Genomic DNA, 20,967 nt, shown 5'->3' with positions numbered 1-20,967 from the left:
ATCAGGAGTGAGGGCGGGACATGCGTGAATTTGATGTGGCTATCATCGGCGGCGGCGTCGCAGGACTATCGCTTGCCTATTTCCTGGCACCGCACCGCTCCGTCGCTATCATCGAACGGGAAGATGGCCTCGGCTATCACAGCACTGGCCGCTCCGCTGCGGAATTCGTGCTGCGTTACAACGCGCCCGAAGTGTGCAAGCTCGCCGCCATCTCCAAAACCTTCTTCGATCAGCCGCCGGAGGGCCTTTCCGACGTGCAGTTGCTCAAGCAGCGCGGCGGCGTGATGATCGCCAACGCGGAAAAGGCGGCGCGGCTGGAGGCGGTGTTTGCTGAAGAGAGTGCAGCCAATCCCGACCTCAAGAGACTGACGGTCGACGAAGCGATCGCGCTCGTTCCGGTCCTGCGACGCGAGTATGTCGCCGGCGCCTTCTACGATCCCAATTTCTGGGACATCGAGGTCGAGAACCTCATGCAAGGTTACCTGCGCGGTGCCCGTCGCCATGGCGCCGAGGTGATCGAGCGCAGCGACGTCATCGCTCCGCGCCGTGAGGGCGACCGCTGGGTGCTCTCGACCAGTGCAGGCGACATTCGCGCGCAAGTCGTCGTCAACGCCGCCGGCGGCTGGGCGGATCCGGTTGCCACTCTCTTCGGCGTGGAGCCGGTCGGCATCGTGCCACATCGCCGCACCGCGATCACCGTGGACCTCCCCGCAGAGATCGACGCCCTGACCCTGCCCGAAATCAACGAGATCGACGAGGACTTCTATATGAAGCCCGAAGGTGGAAGGCTGCTTGCCTCCCCCGCCGATGCCACACCGTGCGAGCCGAGCGACGTCCAGCCCGAGGAGATCGATGTCGCGTGGGCCGCCCATTATGTGGAGGAGGCAACGACCGTGCCCGTCCGCCGCATCTTCAAGAGCTGGGCGGGCCTGCGCAGCTTCTCGCCCGACAAGTTGCCGGTGATCGGTTATGCGAAGGGTCGGACGGATTTCTTCTGGCTCGCCGGCCAGGGCGGCTACGGCATCTTGACATCACCGGCATTGGGTGCTTTTGCCGCCAACCTGCTGATCGGGGCGCCCGCACCCGAGAGCTTCGCCGCCAACGGCCTTGGTGCGACCATCTTTAGCCCGGAGCGCTTCCAGCAGTAGCAACGGGTGTTCCTGTCCGCTGAATGTGTCACATTTTGTTAACGACGTCCTTGAGGGTGTGAACTGTAACACAAACGACAAGAAACTGACATTTCGCTTTCATGAAGCGCCGATATGGCAGGTGTCATACCGATGACCGGTCTCCCCGTAAGAGGACCTGCTAGAAATGTTTCAGTTGAAGAACGTAACCCGCCAGTTCGGCAAGAAGACAGCCGTGAGCTCGGTTACCTTCGACATCCCCCAGGGCCAGATGGTCGGCGTGATCGGCCGCTCCGGCGCTGGCAAGTCGACGTTGCTGCGCATGATCAATCGCCTGGTCGACCTGTCGTCCGGCTCGATCGAATTTGCCGGCACGGAAGTCTCGTCGCTGCGGGGTGCCGCCCTTCGTAATTGGCAGCGCGACTGCGCGATGATCTTCCAGCAGTTCAACCTGGTGCCGCGCCTCGACGTGTTGACCAATGTGCTGCTCGGCCGCCTCAACCATCGTTCGACGGTGCTCAGCATCCTCAACATGTTTACCCGCGAAGAGCGGATCATGGCGATCGGCGCGCTGGAACGCCTCGGCATCGAACAGACGGCATTGCAGGCAGCCGGCACGCTTTCCGGCGGACAGCAGCAGCGCGTGGCGATTGCCCGTGCCCTGATGCAGCAGCCGAAGATGTTGCTCGCTGACGAACCGATCGCCTCGCTCGACCCGCTCAACGCCAAGATCGTCATGGATGCACTGCGCGACATCAACGAGCGCGACGGCATCACCGTGATCACCAACCTTCACACGCTCGATACCGCGCGCAACTACTGCGAACGCATCATCGGCATGGCCCACGGCCGCGTCGTCTTCGACGGCCAGCCAAAGGATCTGACGGCGGCCGCCGTCGCCGAGATCTACGGCGCCGATACGGGCATCGAGGAATCGATGACCTCGACAAGCATCAACATTCCCGCGGCCGTCCCGCAGGAACAAACGGCATCTGCCGGCCTCCAGCCGCTGGCACTGGCCGGCATCTGACGCCCGCCAGGATCGAAGGCCCACGTCAAGGGCACCTCTTTGAAACCGAATATCATCCGGCACAGCCGGAGAAACGGGAGAACCTTATGCTGAAGAAAGCTCTTCTGGGCACTGTTGCCCTGCTCGCCCTCCTTGGCCACGCCCAGGCCGAAGACCTCAAGGAATTCCGCGTCGGCATCATCGGCGGCGAAAACGAAGCCGACCGCCTGCGCAACTTCCAGTGCATTGTCGACAAGCTGCCGGCCGCAATCGGCGTCGAAAAGGTCTCGCTGTTCCCGGCCGCCGACTATGACGGCGTCATCCAGGGCCTGCTCGGCGGCACGCTCGACTACGCTGAACTCGGCGCGTCCGGCTTTGCCAAGATCTACCTCGCCAAGGCTGACGCCGTCGAGCCGATCCTGACGACGGTCCAGACTGACGGTTCGACCGGCTACCACTCGATCATGGTCGCCCGTAAGGATTCGGGCATCACCAAGCTCGAAGACCTGAAGGGCAAGAAGCTCGGCTTCGCCGATCCGGACTCGACCTCGGGCTACCTGATCCCGCTCGTCACGCTGCCGGAATCGATCGGCGCGCCGGTCAAGGAATTCTTCGCTGAAACCGGCTTCGGTGGCGGTCACGAAAACCTCGTTCTCGAAGTCGTCAAGGGCACGTTCGATGCCGGCACGACCTTCGGTTCGGGCGTCGGCGAATTCAAGGACGGCTACACCTCGGGCAACCTGAAGAAGATGGTCGACAAGGGCATCCTCGACATGAACGACCTGGTCGAACTCTGGAAGTCGCCGCTGATCCCGAACGGCCCGATCGTCGTGCGCTCGACGATGAACGACGACATGAAGGCCAAGTTCAAGCAGTTCATGCTCGACCTGCCGAAGACCGATGCCGCCTGCTTCTCCGCCATCCAGGGCGGCGATTTCACCGGCTTCACCGAAGTCAACGCCGACTTCTACAAGCCGATCATCGACGCCCGCAAGGCGACGATCGGCGGCTGATCTTTCCGATCATTCAAGGACGCTGGCCGCCAAAGCGGCCAGCGTTCGCCTTTTTGCTAGGGCGCTGGTAGCGCCTGTCGACAGAGGCCGGCACTGCCGGAACATTCATGGCAACTTCCATGCTCCCGAAGCATCTGAGTGACAATGGCGCGCTAGTGGAGCGTCACTGGCAGGAGCTGAATTCCCGCCGTCGACTCTACTCCTGGCTCGGCTTCGCCGTGCTGATGCTCGCCCTTTCCGGCTCGCTCTGGTTTGCCAACGATTCCAATGCCGGCAAATTCTTCGACCGGCTGCCGCACTTCTTCGATTTCGTCGGCGATCTCGCGCCGCGCGACGGCCTTGAAATCTTCCGCGCCATGTTCGACCTGCCCTCGCCCTATGACGACGGCAGCTTCAAGTACAATTACCCCGAAGGCCGGCTCTACCTGACGGAAAGCTTCTACATTCCCGAATATGTGCACAAGATGCTGGAGACCGTGAACATCGCGATCTTCTCCACCGTCATCGGCACCTTCTTCGGCTTCATCTTCTGTTTCCTCGCCGCCCGAAACCTGATGCCCAATCCGTGGATACGCGGATTTGTGCGGCGGTTGATGGAAATTCTGCGTGCGTTTCCCGAGGTGGTCATCGCCGGCTTCTTCCTGGCGATCCTCTCGCTCGGACCGATCCCGGCGATCGCGGCTGTCTCGATCCACACCATCGGCGCACTCGGCAAGCTGTTCTTCGAAGTGGTTGAGAATGCCGACATGAAGCCGGACGAGGGCCTGCGGGCTGCCGGCGGCAACTGGATCGAGCGAGTCTGGTTCGGCATGGTGCCGCAGGTCCTGCCCAATTTCGCCAGCTATTTCCTGCTGCGCCTCGAGATCAACGTGCGCGCCTCCACCATCATCGGCGCGGTCGGCGGCGGCGGTATCGGCGAGCTGCTGCGCCTGTCGATCGGCCAGGGCCACCAGGCGAAGACGCTGGCGATCGTCATCCTCCTGTTTGCGACGATCTTCGCCGTCGACCAGTTTTCCGCATGGCTGCGCCGTCGCCTCGTCGGCGACCAGGCCTTCCAGCTTGCCCAGTAGGTGCCCATCATGACCTCCGCGAACAGACTAAGCCCGCTCGAAATGGATGCGATTGCGTCGCGCCACCCGCACCTGCTGCAGGGTTCCTCGAACAAGCGCCTGCGCACCATCCTCATCAGCGCTGGCCTCGTGGTCTATCTCATCTTCAGCTGGTGGTTCTTCTCGATCGGGCATGTGCTCGGCAACGCCAACTGGGGCATCGCCGGAACCTATCTTGCCGACTGGGTCTCCTATGAGGTCCGCCCCGAGCTCAAGATCGCGCGCGACAAGACGATGACGATCGACTTCCAGCGCAACTCACCGCTCGGCCCCAATCCCAATCCGTCGTGGGTGGAACTCGACAAGGAGATCGTGACCCGGACCGTCGAGATCCCTGCGTCCGCCACACCGTCGGCAATGCCGAAGGCAAGCTCGTCGTTCAGCTTCATGGCGCCCGGCTCGGCACTGGGCAGCACCGACGCCGCAAGCATGCAAAGCCGATCCGAAACCCGAACGGCTGAGGTCATTACGAGGGCGGTCATCACCCTGAACCGCTCGACGAAGATCGAAGTCGCCGACGGCCTGGTAACGGCCACACACAGGGGCGAAACCCTGACCATGGCCGTCGATGGCCAGGACACCGTCACGCCCCAAGGTACCCTTCCTGCCTGGGCCACACAAAAACGTCCCGGTGAAAAAATCACACTCGCTTTCGGCGCCACCGGCTGGGCGGAAGTCGAAGGCGACGACGTCTCGGTGCGCAACCGTTTCTTCGGCTGGGCCAATTTCCTTTTCGACACGAACTCGCCCTTCTTCGGCAAGAGCTATGGTGAGGTGCTTTCGCTGATCACAGGCGGCGAGCGCATCGATCCGGCGCGATCAAACCTGGGGCTCGCTTGGAACAACATTCTCTACAATGCAGAATGGCAACATCTTGATGTCTGGACCAAGCTGCTGCAGACGGTGGTCATGGCCTTCGTCGGCACACTTTTCGCCTCGCTGGTGGCGTTTCCGCTTTGCTTCCTGGCGGCGCGCAACATTACCCCGAATTTCCTGACCAACCAGATCGTCAAGCGCTTCTTCGACTTCCTGCGCTCGGTGGACATGTTCATCTGGGCACTGTTCTTCACCCGCGCCTTCGGCCCCGGGCCGCTTGCCGGCATGTCGGCGATCTTCTTCACCGACACGGGCACGCTCGGCAAGCTCTACTCCGAGGCGCTGGAGAACATCGATGACAAGCAGCGCGAAGGCGTGAAATCCGTTGGCGCCACGCCGCTTGCCGTCCAGCGCTTCGGCGTGCTGCCGCAGGTACTGCCGGTCTTCGCCAGCCAGGCGCTCTATTTCTGGGAATCCAACACGCGTTCGGCCACGATCATCGGAGCCGTCGGTGCCGGCGGCATTGGCCTTAAACTCTGGGAGGCGATGCGCACCAATTCCGATTGGGAAAATGTCGCCTATATGGTGCTTCTGATCTTGCTGGTTGTGTTTATTTTCGACAGCATCTCGAACGCCCTGCGTTCGCGGCTGATTGGCCAGAAAGCGCATTGACGAGATGAGCGTTTTGCAGCTTCGCCATCATGATGTTGTCATGGAAATCGGCTAGCTGCGCATCGCGTCCCGCGAACAATCGACCCGCCGTCCTGGCGGGCCGGTCGATACAAGAAAGTGAAGACCGTGCGTTATGCAATCTACTTCGCGCCGCCGGCGGATGACCGGCTGTCGCAGACGGCGGCCCGTTGGCTTGGCCGTGACGCCTTTACCGGCGAGACCAGTGAATTTCCGGCACTGGCCGATCTCGATGCCGACACGCGGCACGCATTGACGGCCGACCCCCGACGCTATGGTTTTCATGGCACCCTCAAGGCTCCCTTCGCCCTTGCCGATGGCCGCAGCGAAGCCGAACTGGTCGCAGCGTTTGAAGCGTTTGCCGCAGATGTCGAACCTTTCGAGATACCGGAACTGACACTGCATCAACTCGGCCCCTTCTTCGCGCTCGTCTCTGCAACCCATTGCGAGCCGCTGCAGAATTTGGCGGCTCAAGCCGTCCAGTATTTCGAGCCGTTCCGGGCACCTCTGTCGGCGGCTGACATGGCACGGCGCAATCCGGAAAAATTGCCGGAGCGACAGAGAGAATACTTGAAAAAATGGGGATATCCCTATGTTTTCGAAGAATTCCAGTTCCACTTGACGCTGACCGGGCCCGTCCCCACCGAGACAGCGAAAACCATGCGGACCGTGCTCGATAGCACTTTTGCCGATCATATCGGCGACCCGCTTGACGTTACGTCAGTTGCGCTCTTCGTCGAGCCGCACCGTGGCGCACCGTTCCTGGTCCATTCCCTGCTGCCGCTTGGCGGCGCGACACAACGAAAGATCGCATGAGATGAGCAAAGAACAAGTCCTGACCAACGCCCGCATCGTTCTCGAGGACAGCATCCTCGACGGTTCAGTGCTGATCCGCGACGGCAAGATTGCCGATATCTCGAAGGGCACTGTAAGCACCGGCGAAGACTTCGAAGGCGACTATTTGCTACCGGGTCTCGTCGAACTGCACACCGACCATCTGGAAGCGCACTATTCGCCACGGCCGGGCGTTCGCTGGCTGAAGATCGCGGCGATCCAGGCCCATGATGCGCAGGTGGTCACGTCAGGCATCACCACCGTGTTCGATTGCCTGCGCCTCGGCTCAGACGAGGACGGCGGTTTCCAGAAGGGCGAGATGCGCAGCATGGCCGACGCGCTGGCGCAAGCCCAGCAAGAGGGTCGCCTGCGCGCCGACCACCTGATCCACCTGCGCTGCGAGGTTTCCACTTCGGACGTGCTCGATCACTACGAAGACTTCCAGAACGACCCGCAGGTTAAGCTGGTATCGCTGATGGACCACGCGCCGGGCCAGCGTCAGTTCCAGACGATGGACCAGTACACGCTCTACTACAAATCCAAGCGCGGCCTGTCAGATGCCGAGTTCGAAAAGTTCGTCGCGCGCCAGCAGGCGCTTTCGGCGAAGTATGCCGGCCCGCACCGCGACGCCCTTGCCAAGGCCTGCGCCGAGCGCGGCATCACCATCGCCAGCCACGACGACGCCACGATCGCCCATGTCGACGAATCGATCGGCTACGGCATCAAGCTCGCCGAATTCCCGACGAGTTTCGAAGCGGCCGAAGCCTCCCATCGCGCCGGTCTCAGCGTGCTGATGGGCGCACCCAACATCGTGCGTGGCAAGTCGCATTCGGGCAACATCGCCGCCCGCGATCTGGCCGACCGCGGCGTGCTCGACGTGCTTTCGTCGGATTATGTGCCGTTCAGCCTGATCCACGCGCCGTTCGTGCTGGCTGACGAACTTGAGGCCATCGACCTGCCGAAGGCGATTGCCATGGTCAGTGCGACGCCGGCTCGCACAGTCGGCCTTGACGATCGCGGTCGCATCGCCGTCGGCCTGCGCGCCGATATCTCGCGGGTTCACCGACAGGAAGGCATTCCTGTCGTGCGTTCGGTCTGGCGTGAAGGCCGGCGCGTCGCATGAGTGCGTTCGAACGCAGGCGCGGCGCACTCGTCGTCGTGGTCGGCCCGAGCGGCGCCGGCAAGGACAGCGTCATGGGTTTTGCCGCCCAGCACTTTTCCGACTGTCACGACGTGCATTTCGTCCGGCGCGTCATCACCCGCCCGTCGGACGCCGGCAGCGAGGTGCATGAAAGCGTCTCGGAAGACGATTTTCTGGACATGCAGAAGGACGGCGCCTTCGCCGTCTTCTGGGATGCGCACGGCCTGAAATACGGCATCCCCTCAGCAGTGCTTCAGAATGTCAGGGCCGGCATGACGGCGATCGTCAACGGCAGCCGCGGCGCTCTGCCGGCGTTCAGGGAAACGTTCGGCGACATCGCCGTCGTCGTCGTCACGGCGGAAGCCTCGGTGCTCGCTAAGCGGCTTGCCGAACGCGGTCGCGAGAGCGAGGAAGAGGTGCTGCGACGTCTCAGCCGCCAGGCACCCGACGTCACCTCGGGCCCCGGCGTCAGCGTGATCGACAACAGCGGCAGGCTGGAGATCGCCGGCAACCGCTTTGTCGAACTCGTTGAGCGGCTGCGTATCGACGCGGATCATGCGGCCTAGCGAGCACAGGATGGGAAGGCCACGCATTTGAGCCGCAGCACGCATCGTCTCGTCAGAGCAATTCGGTAACTGCCGCGAACCAGAGACAGAACGAAGCCCCGACGCCCGTCGCGTTTCGGGGCTTTCTTCGTAACGCACAAGCAACTTGCGGACTTAGATCGGGACCTAAACATCAAGCCCAACCTGATGCAGCGCAAACCACAGGTGGCAAACGACATGAGGAGCGTTTGCAACGCATTCGACAAAGCTTTGCAGCAGCGAGCTGCCGGCTACAAACAGATCACGATTTTCTCAGATCATCGTAGAGAATGGCAATCCCGGTCGCCATGACGCCGATCGGCGCCATCCAGATCAGGATTTTGACTGGCTCAACCACGAAGAAGAACATCCACAGGAAGCCAGCTGCGCCGGCCAGCGCCATTGCGGCTCCCAAGGCAAGTGAAATCGCCTTCCTGATCTCTGAGCGGTTATCGTTCTGCATGTCGTGACCGTACACGACGGACGCGTTTTATCAACCCTTGCTGGTGCCAGGCAACGGCATCACCCCTGGCCGATCGCCCAATCAGGGAAGATGACGGCGATGACTTCATCTCGGGTGATACCGCGTGCTTTGGCGAACCCGACGTCTGTGGCCCGAGTCAGGTCGAGAGATCATCCGCGAAGTTCAGTAACACAAGGTGCTCACCGAACTGACGGTGCCGCTCGCCAAGGCGCTGTTCGACCGCGATGTGCGGACTACTCTCCGGTTGGAGTCCGCCCGCCAAACGCAACGGGAATTCTCCCAAAGATCAAAAAGCTAGCGTCGCCAGTTCAACTTCGAAACGGTGGCCAAGGCCTCGTTTCCACGCCACGGTCTCTTTCCTTTTCAGCCGGCTTCCCAAATTTCCTCTTGTGAAGCAAGTTAATATGTATATACATTATATTCAGTGGAGGCGACCTTATGAACGAACTCTCGACCCGCAAGCCGGCATCCGGACTCTGGCGCAACACGCGCCTTGTGACGCTCAGCGAAACCGCCGAAGGTGCTGGCCTCGTCGAGCACGCGGCCGTAGCAGTTGTCGATGGACGCATTGCTTATGTAGGGCCGGAGAACGCACTGCCCGCCGAACTCGCACACAGCCTTGAAGCGACCGATTGCCAAGGCCGGGTAATGACGCCCGCCCTCATCGACTGCCACACCCATCTCGTCCATGGCGGCAACCGTGCCCGCGAGTTCCAGATGCGGCTCGAAGGCGCTACCTATGAAGATATTGCCCGCGCCGGCGGCGGCATCGTTTCGTCGGTGAAGTCGACCAATGCACTGACCGTCGATCAGCTGGTCGAAAGCGCCCTACCGCGCCTCGACACGCTGCTTGCTGAAGGCGTTTCGACCGTCGAGATCAAATCCGGTTACGGGCTGAACATTACGGCCGAACTCAATATGCTGGGCGCCGCCCGCAAGCTCGAAACGCTTCGACCGGTGCGCGTGGTCACCAGCTACCTCGCCGCCCATGCGACGCCCGCGGAATACAAGGGCCGCAACGGCGACTACATCACAGACGTGGTTCTGCCAGGCCTCGACGCGGCCCATGCCGAAGGTTTGGTCGACGCAGTGGATGGGTTCTGCGAAGGCATCGCGTTCTCGACCGCCGAGATCGCTCGTGTCTTCGATCGCGCCAGAGCACTCAGCCTGCCAGTCAAACTCCACGCCGAACAGCTTTCCAACCTCGGCGGCGCTAAGCTCGCGGCGTCATACGGTGCGCTCTCCGCCGACCATCTCGAATATCTCGACGCCGAAGGTGCAGCAGCGCTTGCCAAGGCCGGAACGGTCGCCGTGCTTTTGCCCGGTGCTTTCTATGCGTTGCGTGAAGAGCGTCTGCCGCCGGTTCAGGCACTGCGCGACGCCGGTGCGCGCATCGCAATCGCCACCGACTGCAATCCGGGCACCTCGCCGCTCACCTCGCTGCTCCTCACCATGAACATGTCGGCGACCCTCTTCCGGCTGACCGTTGCCGAATGCCTCGCCGGTGTCACCCGCGAGGCGGCGCGTGCGCTCGGGCTCCTGGGTGAAACCGGCACTATCGAAGTCGGCAAGTCGGCCGACCTCGCACTCTGGAATATCGAAGACCCGGCCGAACTCGTCTACCGCATCGGCTTCAATCCACTTCATACGCGCATCTTTAGGGGCGAAAGGACCGGTCCATGACCATCATTCTGCATCCGGGCTCGGTTCCGCTTGAGGATCTCGAGGCCATCTACTGGACCGGCGAACCTGCCCGCCTACATCCATCTTTCGACGCAGGCATCGAAAAGGCCGCCAGCCGCATCGCCGAGATCGTTGCCGGCAATGCGCCGGTCTATGGCATCAACACCGGCTTTGGCAAACTGGCTTCGATCAAGATCGATAGCGCCGATGTCGCCACCCTGCAGCGCAACCTGATCCTGTCGCACTGCTGCGGCGTCGGCCAGCCGCTTGCCGAAAACATCGTCCGCCTGATCCTGTCGCTGAAGCTCGTCTCCCTCGGCCGCGGCGCGTCGGGCGTCCGGCTCGAACTGGTACGCCTGATCGAAGCGATGCTCGAAAAGGGCGTGATCCCGGTGATACCGGAAAAAGGATCTGTCGGTGCATCCGGCGACCTGGCGCCCCTCGCCCACATGGCCGCCGTCATGATGGGCCACGGTGAAGCATTCTTCGCGGGTGCCCGCCTGTCCGGCGCCGAGGCCCTTGCCAAGGCAGGACTGACGCCGGTCGTGCTTGCCGCCAAAGAAGGGCTGGCGCTGATCAACGGCACGCAGACCTCCACCGCGCTGGCGCTTGCCGGCCTCTTCCGCGCCCACCGCGCCGCCCAGGCAGCCCTTGTCACCGGCGCCATGTCCACCGATGCGGCGATGGGATCTTCGGCCCCGTTCCATCCCGATATTCACGCACTTCGCGGCCATCAGGGCCAGATCGACACGGCCGCCGCCCTTCGCGCGCTCCTGTCGGGCTCGGCCATTCGCGAGAGCCATATCGAAGGCGACGAGCGGGTGCAGGATCCCTATTGCATCCGTTGCCAGCCGCAGGTGGATGGTGCCTGCCTCGACCTGTTGCGATCGGTCGCGCGCGTGCTCGAAATCGAAGCGAATGCCGTCACCGACAACCCGCTGGTGCTTTCCGACAATTCCGTGGTCTCCGGCGGCAACTTCCATGCCGAGCCGGTTGCCTTTGCCGCCGACCAGATCGCGCTCGCAGTCTGCGAGATCGGCGCGATCTCGCAGCGGCGCATTGCGCTTCTCGTCGATCCGGCTTTGTCTTACGGCCTGCCGGCCTTCCTCGCCAAGAAGCCCGGCCTCAACTCCGGCCTGATGATCGCCGAGGTCACATCGGCAGCATTGATGTCGGAAAACAAGCAGCTGTCGCACCCGGCCTCGGTCGACTCCACGCCGACCTCGGCCAACCAGGAAGACCATGTCTCCATGGCCTGCCATGGCGCGCGCCGCCTGCTGCAGATGACCGACAACCTGTTTTCGATTATCGGCATTGAGGCGCTGACGGCGGTACAGGGCGTTGAGTTCCGCGCGCCGCTCGCCACAAGCCCCGAACTTCAGAAGGCTGCCGCAGCCCTGCGTGCCGTCTCGGCGACGATCGAGGAAGACCGTTACCTGGCAGACGATCTGCAGGCTGCCGGCGAACTGGTCGCCTCTGGCACGCTGAATGCCGCGATTTCCAGCGACATTCTGCCGAAACTGGGAGCCTGAGATGAGCGTCTTCGAAGTTCGTCAGGGCACCTCGCCGGTCATTCTCGGCTTTCCGCATACCGGCACGGATGTGCCGGCCGAGATCTGGGAGCGCCTCAACGACACCGGTCGCCTGCTCGCAGACACCGACTGGCACATTCACAAGCTCTACGAAGGGCTGCTGCCTGACGTCACCGTCGTGCGCGCCACCTTCCACCGCTATGTCATCGACGCCAATCGCGACCCGGAGAACGTCAGCCTCTATCCCGGGCAGAATACCACCGGGCTCATTCCCGAAACCGACTTTGACGGGTTGCCGATCTGGAAGGATGGCGCAGCCCCGACCGAGGCCGACACGGCGGAGCGCCTACGCCAATTCCATGCGCCCTATCACGCCGCGTTTCTGGCGGAGATCGAGCGGGTGAAGGCCATCCATGGCATCGCCATCGTATACGACTGCCATTCCATCCGCTCGCATATCCCGTTCCTGTTCGACGGCAAGCTGCCGGACTTGAACATCGGCACGGATATGGGCCGCACTTGCGCGCCTGAAATCGAGAAGGCCGCCGTCGATATCGCCGCTTCGGCCGAGGGTTACACAAGCATTCTCAACGGTCGTTTCAAGGGCGGCTGGACCACCCGGCACTACGGGCGGCCCGAAACCGGCGTGCACGCCATCCAGATGGAACTGGCACAATCGACCCACCTTGCCGCCGAAGAGCCGCCGTTTGCGCTCGACGCGAGCAAGGCAGAACGCCTGCGTGTACCGCTTCGGGCCATCCTTCAACGCATCGAGAACACCGCATTCGACCTTAAAACGCTGACAGGGAGCGAGGCATGAACATGAACAATCCGCGCCACAACATTCGCGACGTGCGCGCCCCGCAGGGCACCACGCTCAACGCCAAGAGCTGGATGACCGAGGCGCCGCTGCGCATGCTGATGAACAACCTCGACCCGAACGTCGCGGAAAACCCGCACGAGCTGGTGGTGTATGGCGGCATCGGCCGCGCCGCCCGTACCTGGGCCGATTTCGACAAGATCGTCGAGACGCTGAAGGACCTGAATGAGGACGAGACACTGTTGGTCCAGTCCGGCAAGCCGGTCGGCGTCTTCCGCACTCACAAGGATGCGCCGCGCGTTCTGATCGCCAACTCCAACCTGGTGCCGCATTGGGCGACCTGGGACCACTTCAACGAGCTCGATAAGAAGGGCCTCGCCATGTACGGCCAGATGACGGCCGGCTCGTGGATCTATATCGGCACGCAGGGCATCGTTCAGGGCACCTATGAGACTTTCGTCGAGGCCGGCCGCCAGCATTATGGCGGCAGCCTGAAGGGCAAGTGGGTGCTGACAGGCGGTCTCGGCGGCATGGGCGGCGCACAGCCGCTGGCAGCCGTCATGGCCGGCGCCTCGTGCCTTGCCGTCGAGTGCAATCCTGATTCGATCGACTTCCGTCTGCGCACCCGCTACGTCGATGAAAAGGCGGAAACGCTCGACGAAGCGATGGAGATGATCGCTCGCTGGACGAAGAACGGCGAAGCCAAGTCCGTCGGCCTGCTCGGCAACACCGCAGAAATCCTGCCGGAAATGGTCCGCCGCGGCATCCGTCCTGACATGGTCACCGACCAGACCTCCGCGCACGATCCAGTTAACGGCTACCTGCCCAAGGGCTGGACCATGGCCGAATGGAAGGCCAAGCGCGAGAGCGATCCGAAGGCTGTCGAAAAAGCTGCGCGCGCTTCCATGCGCGAGCATGTCGAAGCCATGATCGCCTTCCAGGATATGGGCATCCCGACTTTCGACTACGGCAACAACATCCGCCAGGTCGCCAAGGAAGAAGGCCTCGAAAACGCCTTTGCCTTCCCCGGTTTCGTGCCGGCCTATATCCGCCCGCTGTTTTGCCGCGGCATCGGTCCGTTCCGCTGGGCGGCCCTCTCGGGTGACCCGGAAGACATCTACAAGACCGATGCCAAGGTCAAGGAACTGACCCCCGGCAACACCCATCTGCACAACTGGCTCGACATGGCGCGCGAGCGCATCTCGTTCCAGGGCCTGCCCGCGCGCATCTGCTGGGTCGGTCTCGGCGACCGCCATCGCCTCGGCCTCGCCTTCAACGAAATGGTCAGGAACGGCGAACTGAAGGCGCCAGTCGTCATCGGTCGCGACCATCTGGACTCCGGCTCGGTCGCCTCGCCGAACCGCGAAACCGAAGCGATGAAGGACGGCTCGGACGCCGTTTCTGACTGGCCGCTGCTCAACGCACTGCTCAACACCGCGTCGGGTGCCACCTGGGTGTCGCTGCACCATGGCGGCGGCGTCGGCATGGGCTTTTCGCAGCATTCGGGCGTGGTCATCTGCGCCGATGGCACCGACGATGCAGCCAAGCGGCTTGAACGCGTGCTCTGGAACGACCCGGCGACCGGCGTCATGCGCCACGCCGATGCCGGTTACGACATCGCGCTCGACTGCGCCAAGGACAAGGGCCTGCGCCTGCCGGGCATCCTCGGCAACTGACGAACGACAAGGGGCGCCCGAAAGGCGCCCCTTTCTTTTGAGCAAGATGAACTTTCAGCCATAGGCGGCTGAAATTTCGAAATTTTACGCCGTGGCGTTACCGGTCTTACGATTGCCGTCGAGCACCAGCAAAAGCGCCAGGCCGGCAAGTCCGGCGACACCGCCAAGCAGCGCAGTGCCCGAGTAATTGCTGATCCTCGTGCCCAGTGCAAAAAGTCCGGCGCAAAGCCCGCCGCTCAGGAAGATGTTCACAGCGATCAGAGAACTTCCCAGTCCCGGCCGGTCGGCAATCAACTCCTGAAGATAGCTGATCGGGATGGTAATCAATGCGGCGGCGCCGAAGGCGCTGATCAGACTGAGAGCGTAGATGTGCCACGTGGCCGTCGAGAAGCCGAGCAACACCATATAGCCGATATAGATAACCGTCCCCAGCGCCAAAGCCTTGAACGGAGCAAGGTCCATCTGGATGCGCGCCCACACGAGGATGAAAACGACTTCGAGTAAGGCGACGATGCCGACGATGATGCCTATGTCGGTGACGCTTCCGCCGATCTCGTCGGTCATGATCAACGGCAGAACGGCGCCATTGACGTGAAGGGTCGAGGTGATGGTTGCCACGGCGATCACGCGCAGGAAAATGCGTGGCGCCAAGATCTCCCGGAACGACGTCCAATATGAAAGCCGCTTGCCCAGCGCCGGATCGGCGCCGCCTTCATTCGGGAGTGAAAAGAAGACGATCAGCAGATTAACGGCACAGCCGAGACAGGCGAGCAGATAGGCGGGCAGCATGCTGTCTCCGCCGGCCAGCGCAAAACCGACCAGTCCGGGGACCAAAACCCATGCGAGCGAGATGGCGGCCCGCGCACCCGTCGTCAGTGATGCCGCATCGTGGCCGCTCATCCGCCGGGCGATGCTGCGCACATTGGCGAAAAGCAGCGTATAGACTGCGCCGTAGATCGGCAGCAGCAACAGGACGCTGACGACAAAACTCGTCTGGTTCGGCATCGCGTAGACAATGCCGTAGCCGACGACGCCGAACAGGATCGCCGACGACATCAGCAGCCGATAGTTGCCGACACGGTCGGCCAGGATGCCGATCGAGACACTGACCACGACATTCACCGTCGAGGCAACGAGGATCAGCAGCGAATAGAGCGCATCGCTGAGGCCAAGCTCGTTGATGCCGACCACCGACTGATAGGGCGAGGTCGCAGCACCGGCGAAACCGAACAGGAAGATCGCCAGCATGCTGACGCGCATGGCCGGGTTGCGCATGGCGCTGAGAAGCGTGGAAGTCATGATGATGCACGTCCGCGAAGGATGCGATTTCTGAAGGAGGGCTTGGCGCCGGCGGATCTCGCCGGCGATTGGATCATGGCAAACCGCTTAGACCGATTCCGCCCACCGCGCCGAGAGCTTTGCCTCGGGCGAAAACGCGAACTCCTCGTCGAAGGGAAAGACGGGGCGCTGACGGTGCAGGCTTGCAAGGCCAGCGATGTCCTGATTGACGACGCCATCGGTCAAGGCCATCAGGTTGGGATTGGCGATCGGGGCCAGTTCCGGTGAAAGATAGCCGGATTTGACCACCAGCAGCCGAACAGTGCCGGGGTCCAGCCCGAGACGGCTGAAATCGGCGATGTTGTGGTAGGGCCGACGTCGCGCTGAAAGCACCACGTCAATCGCGCCGACACGCACCACCGCCTGGCGCTCATCTTCCGGACCGGGGTCGTCAAGCCGCACGACTTCCACCAGCATTTCCGCAACCGGGCTTGCCGGGTCGAGGCTGCCGCCGATCTTCAGCATCAGCGTTTCGCCGACACCGGCGGCAAAGCAGGCATCGACTGCGGGACGGTCGGCGATACCGGCGATGAGCGCGCCGCGCCAGCCGCGCGCAAGCAGGGCCTTCAGCACATCCGCCCTGTCACCAACGCCGCCCCCGGTCGGGTTGTCGCCGGAGTCGGCAAGGATGATCGGGGTTGTCGTCGCCTTTTCGGCGATATCGAGCATAGCATCCAGCGGCCCCGTGACCGGACCGAAGCGGAAATTGCGACGTTCCGCCCAGTAGGATGCTGCTATGTCAACGGCTGCCTGCTCCGCGGCGGCCTGGTCGGTCGCGGTAACCACGGCGCAGGCCGTTGCACGCGGCTCGTCCGCCCAGACATAGCCGACCATCAGATTGGCATCGAGCACACCCGGTCGAGCGTCGATGTCGGGCAGCTGCAAATAGAGGCTCTTGGCCGGCTCATCCTCGGTCGAGGTGCATTCTCCCGGCAACAAGACCGGGATTTTCGCCCAGGCGACACCCGGTCGGGTGCCGCTGCGCAGCGCCGAAACGAGCATCGTCCAGGCGCGGATCATCGTTTCGCGCGTGTCGATGTGCGGCGCTGTGCGGTAACCTGCAAAGATGTCGATCCGGTCGATGATGCGCTGGCTGACATTGCCGTGCAGGTCGTAGCTGGTCGCGATCGGGCAATCCGGCCCGACGACAGATCTCGCTGCCGAGATCCAGTCCCCCTCGGCGTCTTCCATGCCGTCGACCTTGATTGCCCCATGCATGGCCAGATAGAGCCCGTCGATCGGCAAGGCCTGCTGCAACCGCTCGAGGAATTCTGCCTTGAAGGCATCATAGGTTGGGCGCGAAACCGGCCCGCCGGGCACGGCACGGGCGTGTATGAGCGGCAGATGCTCGACACCCTCGGCGTCGAGGAAATCGAAATATTCTGCTTCAAGCAGATCGGCGCCGCGCAGGACCCGAAAATCCTCGGGGACCATCAGCACCGGCGAATAGGTGCTGCACTCTGTGTGAATACCGCCGACGGCGATGCGCATGAAAGCTCCTGTCACAGTTTTGGGCTCATCGGAGCGATCGCGGCAAAGCGCTGCCAGTCCTTGGCGGATTTCGGGGTCCATGCGGCCTCGGCAATGGCACAAAGCCTCGGGAAGACCAGGCGGTTGAAATAGCCGCGCGACAGGAAATGCTCCGACCAGATGCAGGCCTGAACGCCCTTCATGCGCGGCTTCAACTCTTCCGGAAACTCCCCTTCAGCCTCGTAGCCATAGGTGTGTGCCGGCGTCGCCGTGCCGGCCCAGCTCGCGCCCGGCTCCTGCCAGGCATCCGCCTGCGCCATATCGAGATAATAGGCCTGCCCAGGCGTCATCACGACATCATAGCCTTCACGCGCAAGCTCGATGCCGACCTCCGGTCGCTCCCAGGCCATCAGAAGCGTGTTCTCGGTCGAAACGCCGCCGCCATGGGCAACCTCGTTCCAGCCGGCAAGCTTGCGGCCGCGCATCGTCAGCATCTGCTTGACCTTGTTCAGGAAGAAGGACTGCAACGCAAATGTGCCGGAAAGTCCTTCCTTCTCCATCAGCTTCTTTGCCAGCGGCGAGGCAAGCCAGGATCCGTTGGCAACCTCGTCGCCGCCAATATGGATGTACTGGCTCGGAAACAGCTCGACGATTTCGTCGAGGACTTTTTCAAGGAATTCATAGGTGAAGGCGATCGCCGGATTGAGCGCATTGTTCGGGTAGCCCTGGACGGAGTGATAGCTCTCCGGCGCCTCCTGCCCGTCCGTCAGATCAGGTAGCGCAACGAGCGTGGCCGTGCTGTGGCCGGGAATGTCGATCTCCGGCACAATCTCCACATGAAGCGCTGCGCCTTGAGCGACCAAGGCCCGCACCTCGTCCTGGCTGTAAAATCCACCGACCGGCTCGGCGCCGTTGCCGAGTTGCGGCAGCAGCGGTTCATCCGGACCGCGCAGGACACCGAGCGTCGTCAAGGTCGGGAACGCCTTGATCTCGAGCCGCCAGGCCTCGTCATCCGTCAGATGCCAATGGAAGATATTGAGCTTGAACCAGGCGAGAATGTCGATGAGCCGGGAGACATCAGACGTCGGGTAGAATTGCCTGGAGACGTCGAGATGGCAGCCGCGCCAGCCGTAGCGCGGTGCGTCGGAAATCTTGCCCTGCGCCGGAAAGCGGAATTTTTCCGGATGCGTGCGCGCGCCATTCAGCAATTGCGCGAGCGTCGTCAGCGCGTATTGCCGGCCGGCCGCACCACCATAGGCAAGGCCGATCTCCTTTGTAGAAAAGCTGAGATCGTAGGCTTCGGGCGCGAGTGCCGCATTCTTTGAAAAGACGATCGCCCGCCCCTGGCCAGAGGCGACTAGGCTAAACGGAGCGTGCCCTTCCGAAAACAGCCTATGAAACAGCGCCAGCACGCTGCCGACTGCCGCAACGTCATCAGGCGTTGCACCGGGTGCCGGGTAGAGCACGACAGGAAAGCTGTCACCGGCCCATGCATCGATCTGCGCCGGCCACGGCTGCATCGAAAACGGCAGGTCAAGCTTGCCTTCGGGCAAACGCGGAGGCGGCGGCTCGCTGATCGCATTTTCAAGGAGCAGATCGGAGACGGCAATCGGTACATGCTTGCCGCTTGCAAGCGTGAGATAGGCCGACTTCGCACCATCAGTGCAATGCTTCGCGTTGCGATGCAGACCGCTCACCGTAAACGTCCAGCTTTCGCCGGGGGCAAGGGTCAAGCCCGCCGGCGGCGCGAACTCGTGAAAATTGGCATTGCGGCGCAGGAACGTCGCGTTTTCGCAGGCCTCAGGAACGATGACGCGCGTCAACGAGGTATAGACCAGACGAAAGCCATTAAGCGGCGCTTCCGAAAAATTGAAGAGCGTAAAGGTGAACCGGCCAAATGCGCCGCCATCCGGCTGCCAGGACGCTTCGAAACGATAGGAAACCGGCGTCATGTTCTTCCTCCCAGAAGACTTACAGTCAGTAGTGGCTTGATTGCGAGAAGGTTCGCGCGAGCTCCGCCTGGCCGGCGGTCAGCCCGCAATCGACCGGCAGGCATACGCCCGATATCGCCGCGGCCATCGGACCGGCGAGGAAGTGTACGGCGTTGGCGACATCGTCAGGGTTGACGATACGCTGCAACGGATACCAGCGGCGCGCCTCCTCGAAGACCTGAGGATTTGCGGCGGCCCGCACCTCCCATGCCTGCGTTCGCACGGTGCCCGGCGAAACGGCGTTCGAGCGGATACCGAACTTGCCGTATTCCACGGCGATGAGGCGGGTCAGGTGCAGCAGGCCGGCCTTGGCAACGCTGTAGGCCGGATGGCCGAAGACATTCATGCCGTTGACGGAGGCGATGTTGACCACCGACCCGCGGCTTTCCTTCAGCATGTCTTCCACGGCGCGGAAGCACAGGAAGGCTGCCTCGAGGTTTAGAGCATTGTCCATGCGCCAGATATCCGGCGTCGTGTCGTGCAGGCTGACGGCGCGCGCAGCACCGGCATTGTTGACGAGCGTTCGCACGATCCCCCGCTCTCTCGCAGTGGCGGCCAGTTTGTCGACGCTTGTCGCATCCGTCACGTCACAGGCCACCGCGATGAAGCGCTTGCCGTCGCCGATCTCGCGCGCAGCCTTCTCGGCAGCGCCGCTGTCGATGTCTGCAAGCAGTACGACCTCATGATCCTCGCCAAGGCGCTTGGCGATTGCGCGGCCGATATCGCCGGCTGCACCGGTGACGATGGCGATGGAGTGCGTCATGCGGGAACCTTTCGCGGCAGGTCAGTCTCCCAACAGCTGGCGGTCGTCACCGTCGCGGTGGGTCACCAGCTGTTGTTTGATGCGCCGAAGTGTGACAGTCGCCTGCGGCTGAACCCGGTAGGCAACGAGGCTGGAGAGGATATCGAGCAGCGCCAGATAGGCGATGCGTGTGGAGGTGGGGCGATAGATGTTGTTGCCCTCGGGCAAATCGACGGGAACCGTGATCGTCGCTGCAGCCGCGACCGGGCTGTTGCTCTGGGTCAGCGCAATCGTCGGCACCTTCAGCTCGCGCGCCAGCGTAAAGGCGCGCACCAACTCGGCGTTGCGGCCGGAAAAGGAAGAACCGATCAAAAGGTCGGTCGGACGAGCGGCGGCGGCCATCATCAGCTGCATGCTGTGGTCCGAACTGGCGGTCACGCGCAGGCCGTAGCGAAAGAGCCGGTTCTGCAACTCGCTGGCAATCATCGACGAGTTGCCGCCAGAACCGAAGGCATAGATCATTTCAGCCGTCGCGATCCGCTCGACAGCCTGCTCGATCGCCGCGAGATCGAGCGAGCGATGCAGGAGGAACAGCGCATTTTGCGCCTTGGTGATGATGTCCTGAGCGACATCACCGGTTTCGCGGCTCTTCGGCTCCGGCTTCAAATAGCGCATGCCGATATAGGCGGTGCGCGCCAGTTGCACCTTGAAGTCTGAAAAGCTGTCGCAGCCGAGCCGCCGACAGAAGCGCGTCACAGTGGGGGGAGAAACATCAGCCTTGCCGGCCAGCTCGATGATCGACGCATTCACCGCGAACTCGAAGTCATTCAGAAGAATGTCGGCTATCCGGTTCTCAGATTGTGAGAGCCGGCCTTTTTCTTCCTGAAGTGTCGCGAAAATATCCATCG

18 protein-coding genes are annotated in these 20,967 nt (G+C 62.5%); 12 read left to right on the top strand and 6 right to left on the bottom strand.

Annotated features, from left to right (window positions below):
- The first annotated feature begins 20 nt into the window (after positions 1 to 20).
- The 8 genes from AC07UR_RS28530 (at position 21) to phnN (ending at position 8,305) form a co-directional block, all read left to right on the top strand.
- Complete coding sequence (locus AC07UR_RS28530) at positions 21 to 1,148, top strand: NAD(P)/FAD-dependent oxidoreductase (RefSeq protein WP_209789961.1); 1,128 nt, start codon at positions 21 to 23, stop codon at positions 1,146 to 1,148.
- 166 nt (positions 1,149 to 1,314) lie between these two features.
- Positions 1,315 to 2,157, top strand: coding sequence for a phosphonate ABC transporter ATP-binding protein (gene phnC / locus AC07UR_RS28525; protein WP_209789962.1), 843 nt, complete (start codon positions 1,315 to 1,317; stop codon positions 2,155 to 2,157).
- An 86-nt stretch (positions 2,158 to 2,243) separates the two neighbouring features.
- Positions 2,244 to 3,149 (top strand): phosphonate ABC transporter substrate-binding protein, encoded by a 906-nt coding sequence (phnD, locus tag AC07UR_RS28520; RefSeq protein WP_173422986.1) that lies wholly within the window; start codon positions 2,244 to 2,246, stop codon positions 3,147 to 3,149.
- Positions 3,150 to 3,256: 107 nt separating this feature from the next.
- Positions 3,257 to 4,219, top strand: coding sequence for a phosphonate ABC transporter, permease protein PhnE (gene phnE / locus AC07UR_RS28515; RefSeq protein ID WP_173422987.1), 963 nt, complete (start codon positions 3,257 to 3,259; stop codon positions 4,217 to 4,219).
- Positions 4,220 to 4,228: 9 nt separating this feature from the next.
- Positions 4,229 to 5,746, top strand: coding sequence for a phosphonate ABC transporter, permease protein PhnE (gene phnE / locus AC07UR_RS28510; protein WP_209789963.1), 1,518 nt, complete (start codon positions 4,229 to 4,231; stop codon positions 5,744 to 5,746).
- 126 nt (positions 5,747 to 5,872) lie between these two features.
- Complete coding sequence (locus AC07UR_RS28505) at positions 5,873 to 6,580, top strand: DUF1045 domain-containing protein (protein WP_209789964.1); 708 nt, start codon at positions 5,873 to 5,875, stop codon at positions 6,578 to 6,580.
- 1 nt (position 6,581) lies between these two features.
- Positions 6,582 to 7,721, top strand: a complete 1,140-nt coding sequence (locus tag AC07UR_RS28500) for an alpha-D-ribose 1-methylphosphonate 5-triphosphate diphosphatase (protein ID WP_173422990.1) — start codon at positions 6,582 to 6,584, stop codon at positions 7,719 to 7,721.
- A complete protein-coding gene (gene phnN / locus AC07UR_RS28495) occupies positions 7,718 to 8,305 on the top strand; it encodes a phosphonate metabolism protein/1,5-bisphosphokinase (PRPP-forming) PhnN (RefSeq protein WP_209789965.1) in 588 nt (195 codons plus the stop codon). The genes AC07UR_RS28500 and phnN overlap by 4 nt, the downstream gene beginning before the upstream one ends.
- Before the next feature lie 280 nt (positions 8,306 to 8,585).
- Here phnN and AC07UR_RS28490 read toward each other — a convergent pair whose 3' ends face one another.
- Positions 8,586 to 8,786, bottom strand: coding sequence for a hypothetical protein (locus tag AC07UR_RS28490; RefSeq protein ID WP_209789966.1), 201 nt, complete (start codon positions 8,784 to 8,786; stop codon positions 8,586 to 8,588).
- A 459-nt stretch (positions 8,787 to 9,245) separates the two neighbouring features.
- Here AC07UR_RS28490 and hutI point away from each other — a divergent pair, with 459 nt between their 5' ends.
- Genes hutI through hutU form a run of 4 tightly spaced genes read left to right on the top strand, consistent with a single transcriptional unit; the run spans position 9,246 to position 14,518 of the window.
- The gene (gene hutI, locus AC07UR_RS28485; protein ID WP_209789967.1) at positions 9,246 to 10,490 is read left to right on the top strand and encodes an imidazolonepropionase; all 1,245 of its coding nucleotides are present in this window, start codon (positions 9,246 to 9,248) and stop codon (positions 10,488 to 10,490) included.
- Positions 10,487 to 12,022 carry a histidine ammonia-lyase gene (gene hutH / locus AC07UR_RS28480; protein WP_209789968.1) on the top strand — a complete coding sequence of 512 codons (1,536 nt, stop codon included), beginning with the start codon at positions 10,487 to 10,489 and terminating at the stop codon, positions 12,020 to 12,022. The genes hutI and hutH overlap by 4 nt, the downstream gene beginning before the upstream one ends.
- Before the next feature lies 1 nt (position 12,023).
- Positions 12,024 to 12,842, top strand: a complete 819-nt coding sequence (gene hutG, locus AC07UR_RS28475) for an N-formylglutamate deformylase (protein WP_209789969.1) — start codon at positions 12,024 to 12,026, stop codon at positions 12,840 to 12,842.
- A gap of 2 nt (positions 12,843 to 12,844) precedes the next feature.
- Positions 12,845 to 14,518, top strand: coding sequence for a urocanate hydratase (gene hutU / locus AC07UR_RS28470; RefSeq protein ID WP_057218298.1), 1,674 nt, complete (start codon positions 12,845 to 12,847; stop codon positions 14,516 to 14,518).
- A gap of 84 nt (positions 14,519 to 14,602) precedes the next feature.
- Here the strand turns inward: hutU and AC07UR_RS28465 are convergent, their stop codons facing one another.
- The 5 genes from AC07UR_RS28465 to AC07UR_RS28445 form a co-directional block, all read right to left on the bottom strand.
- On the bottom strand, positions 14,603 to 15,817 hold the full coding sequence (locus tag AC07UR_RS28465; RefSeq protein ID WP_209789970.1) for an MFS transporter: 1,215 nt from the start codon (positions 15,815 to 15,817) through the stop codon (positions 14,603 to 14,605).
- An 87-nt stretch (positions 15,818 to 15,904) separates the two neighbouring features.
- Positions 15,905 to 17,347: a M81 family metallopeptidase gene (locus AC07UR_RS28460; protein WP_209789971.1), complete on the bottom strand. Its 1,443-nt coding sequence runs from the start codon at positions 17,345 to 17,347 to the stop codon at positions 15,905 to 15,907.
- 11 nt (positions 17,348 to 17,358) lie between these two features.
- The gene (locus AC07UR_RS28455) at positions 17,359 to 19,278 is read right to left on the bottom strand and encodes a beta-N-acetylhexosaminidase (protein ID WP_209789972.1); all 1,920 of its coding nucleotides are present in this window, start codon (positions 19,276 to 19,278) and stop codon (positions 17,359 to 17,361) included.
- A 25-nt stretch (positions 19,279 to 19,303) separates the two neighbouring features.
- A complete protein-coding gene (locus tag AC07UR_RS28450) occupies positions 19,304 to 20,080 on the bottom strand; it encodes an SDR family oxidoreductase (RefSeq protein ID WP_209789973.1) in 777 nt (258 codons plus the stop codon).
- 21 nt (positions 20,081 to 20,101) lie between these two features.
- Positions 20,102 to 20,965 (bottom strand): MurR/RpiR family transcriptional regulator, encoded by an 864-nt coding sequence (locus AC07UR_RS28445; protein WP_077501810.1) that lies wholly within the window; start codon positions 20,963 to 20,965, stop codon positions 20,102 to 20,104.
- Between the last annotated feature and the right edge of the window lie 2 nt (positions 20,966 to 20,967).

The sequence above is a fragment of the Ensifer sp. GW821-FHT05G01 genome (assembly GCF_059419585.1).
Note: the sequence above shows the minus strand (reverse complement) of the source record. Positions and strands in the feature narration are given on the sequence as shown.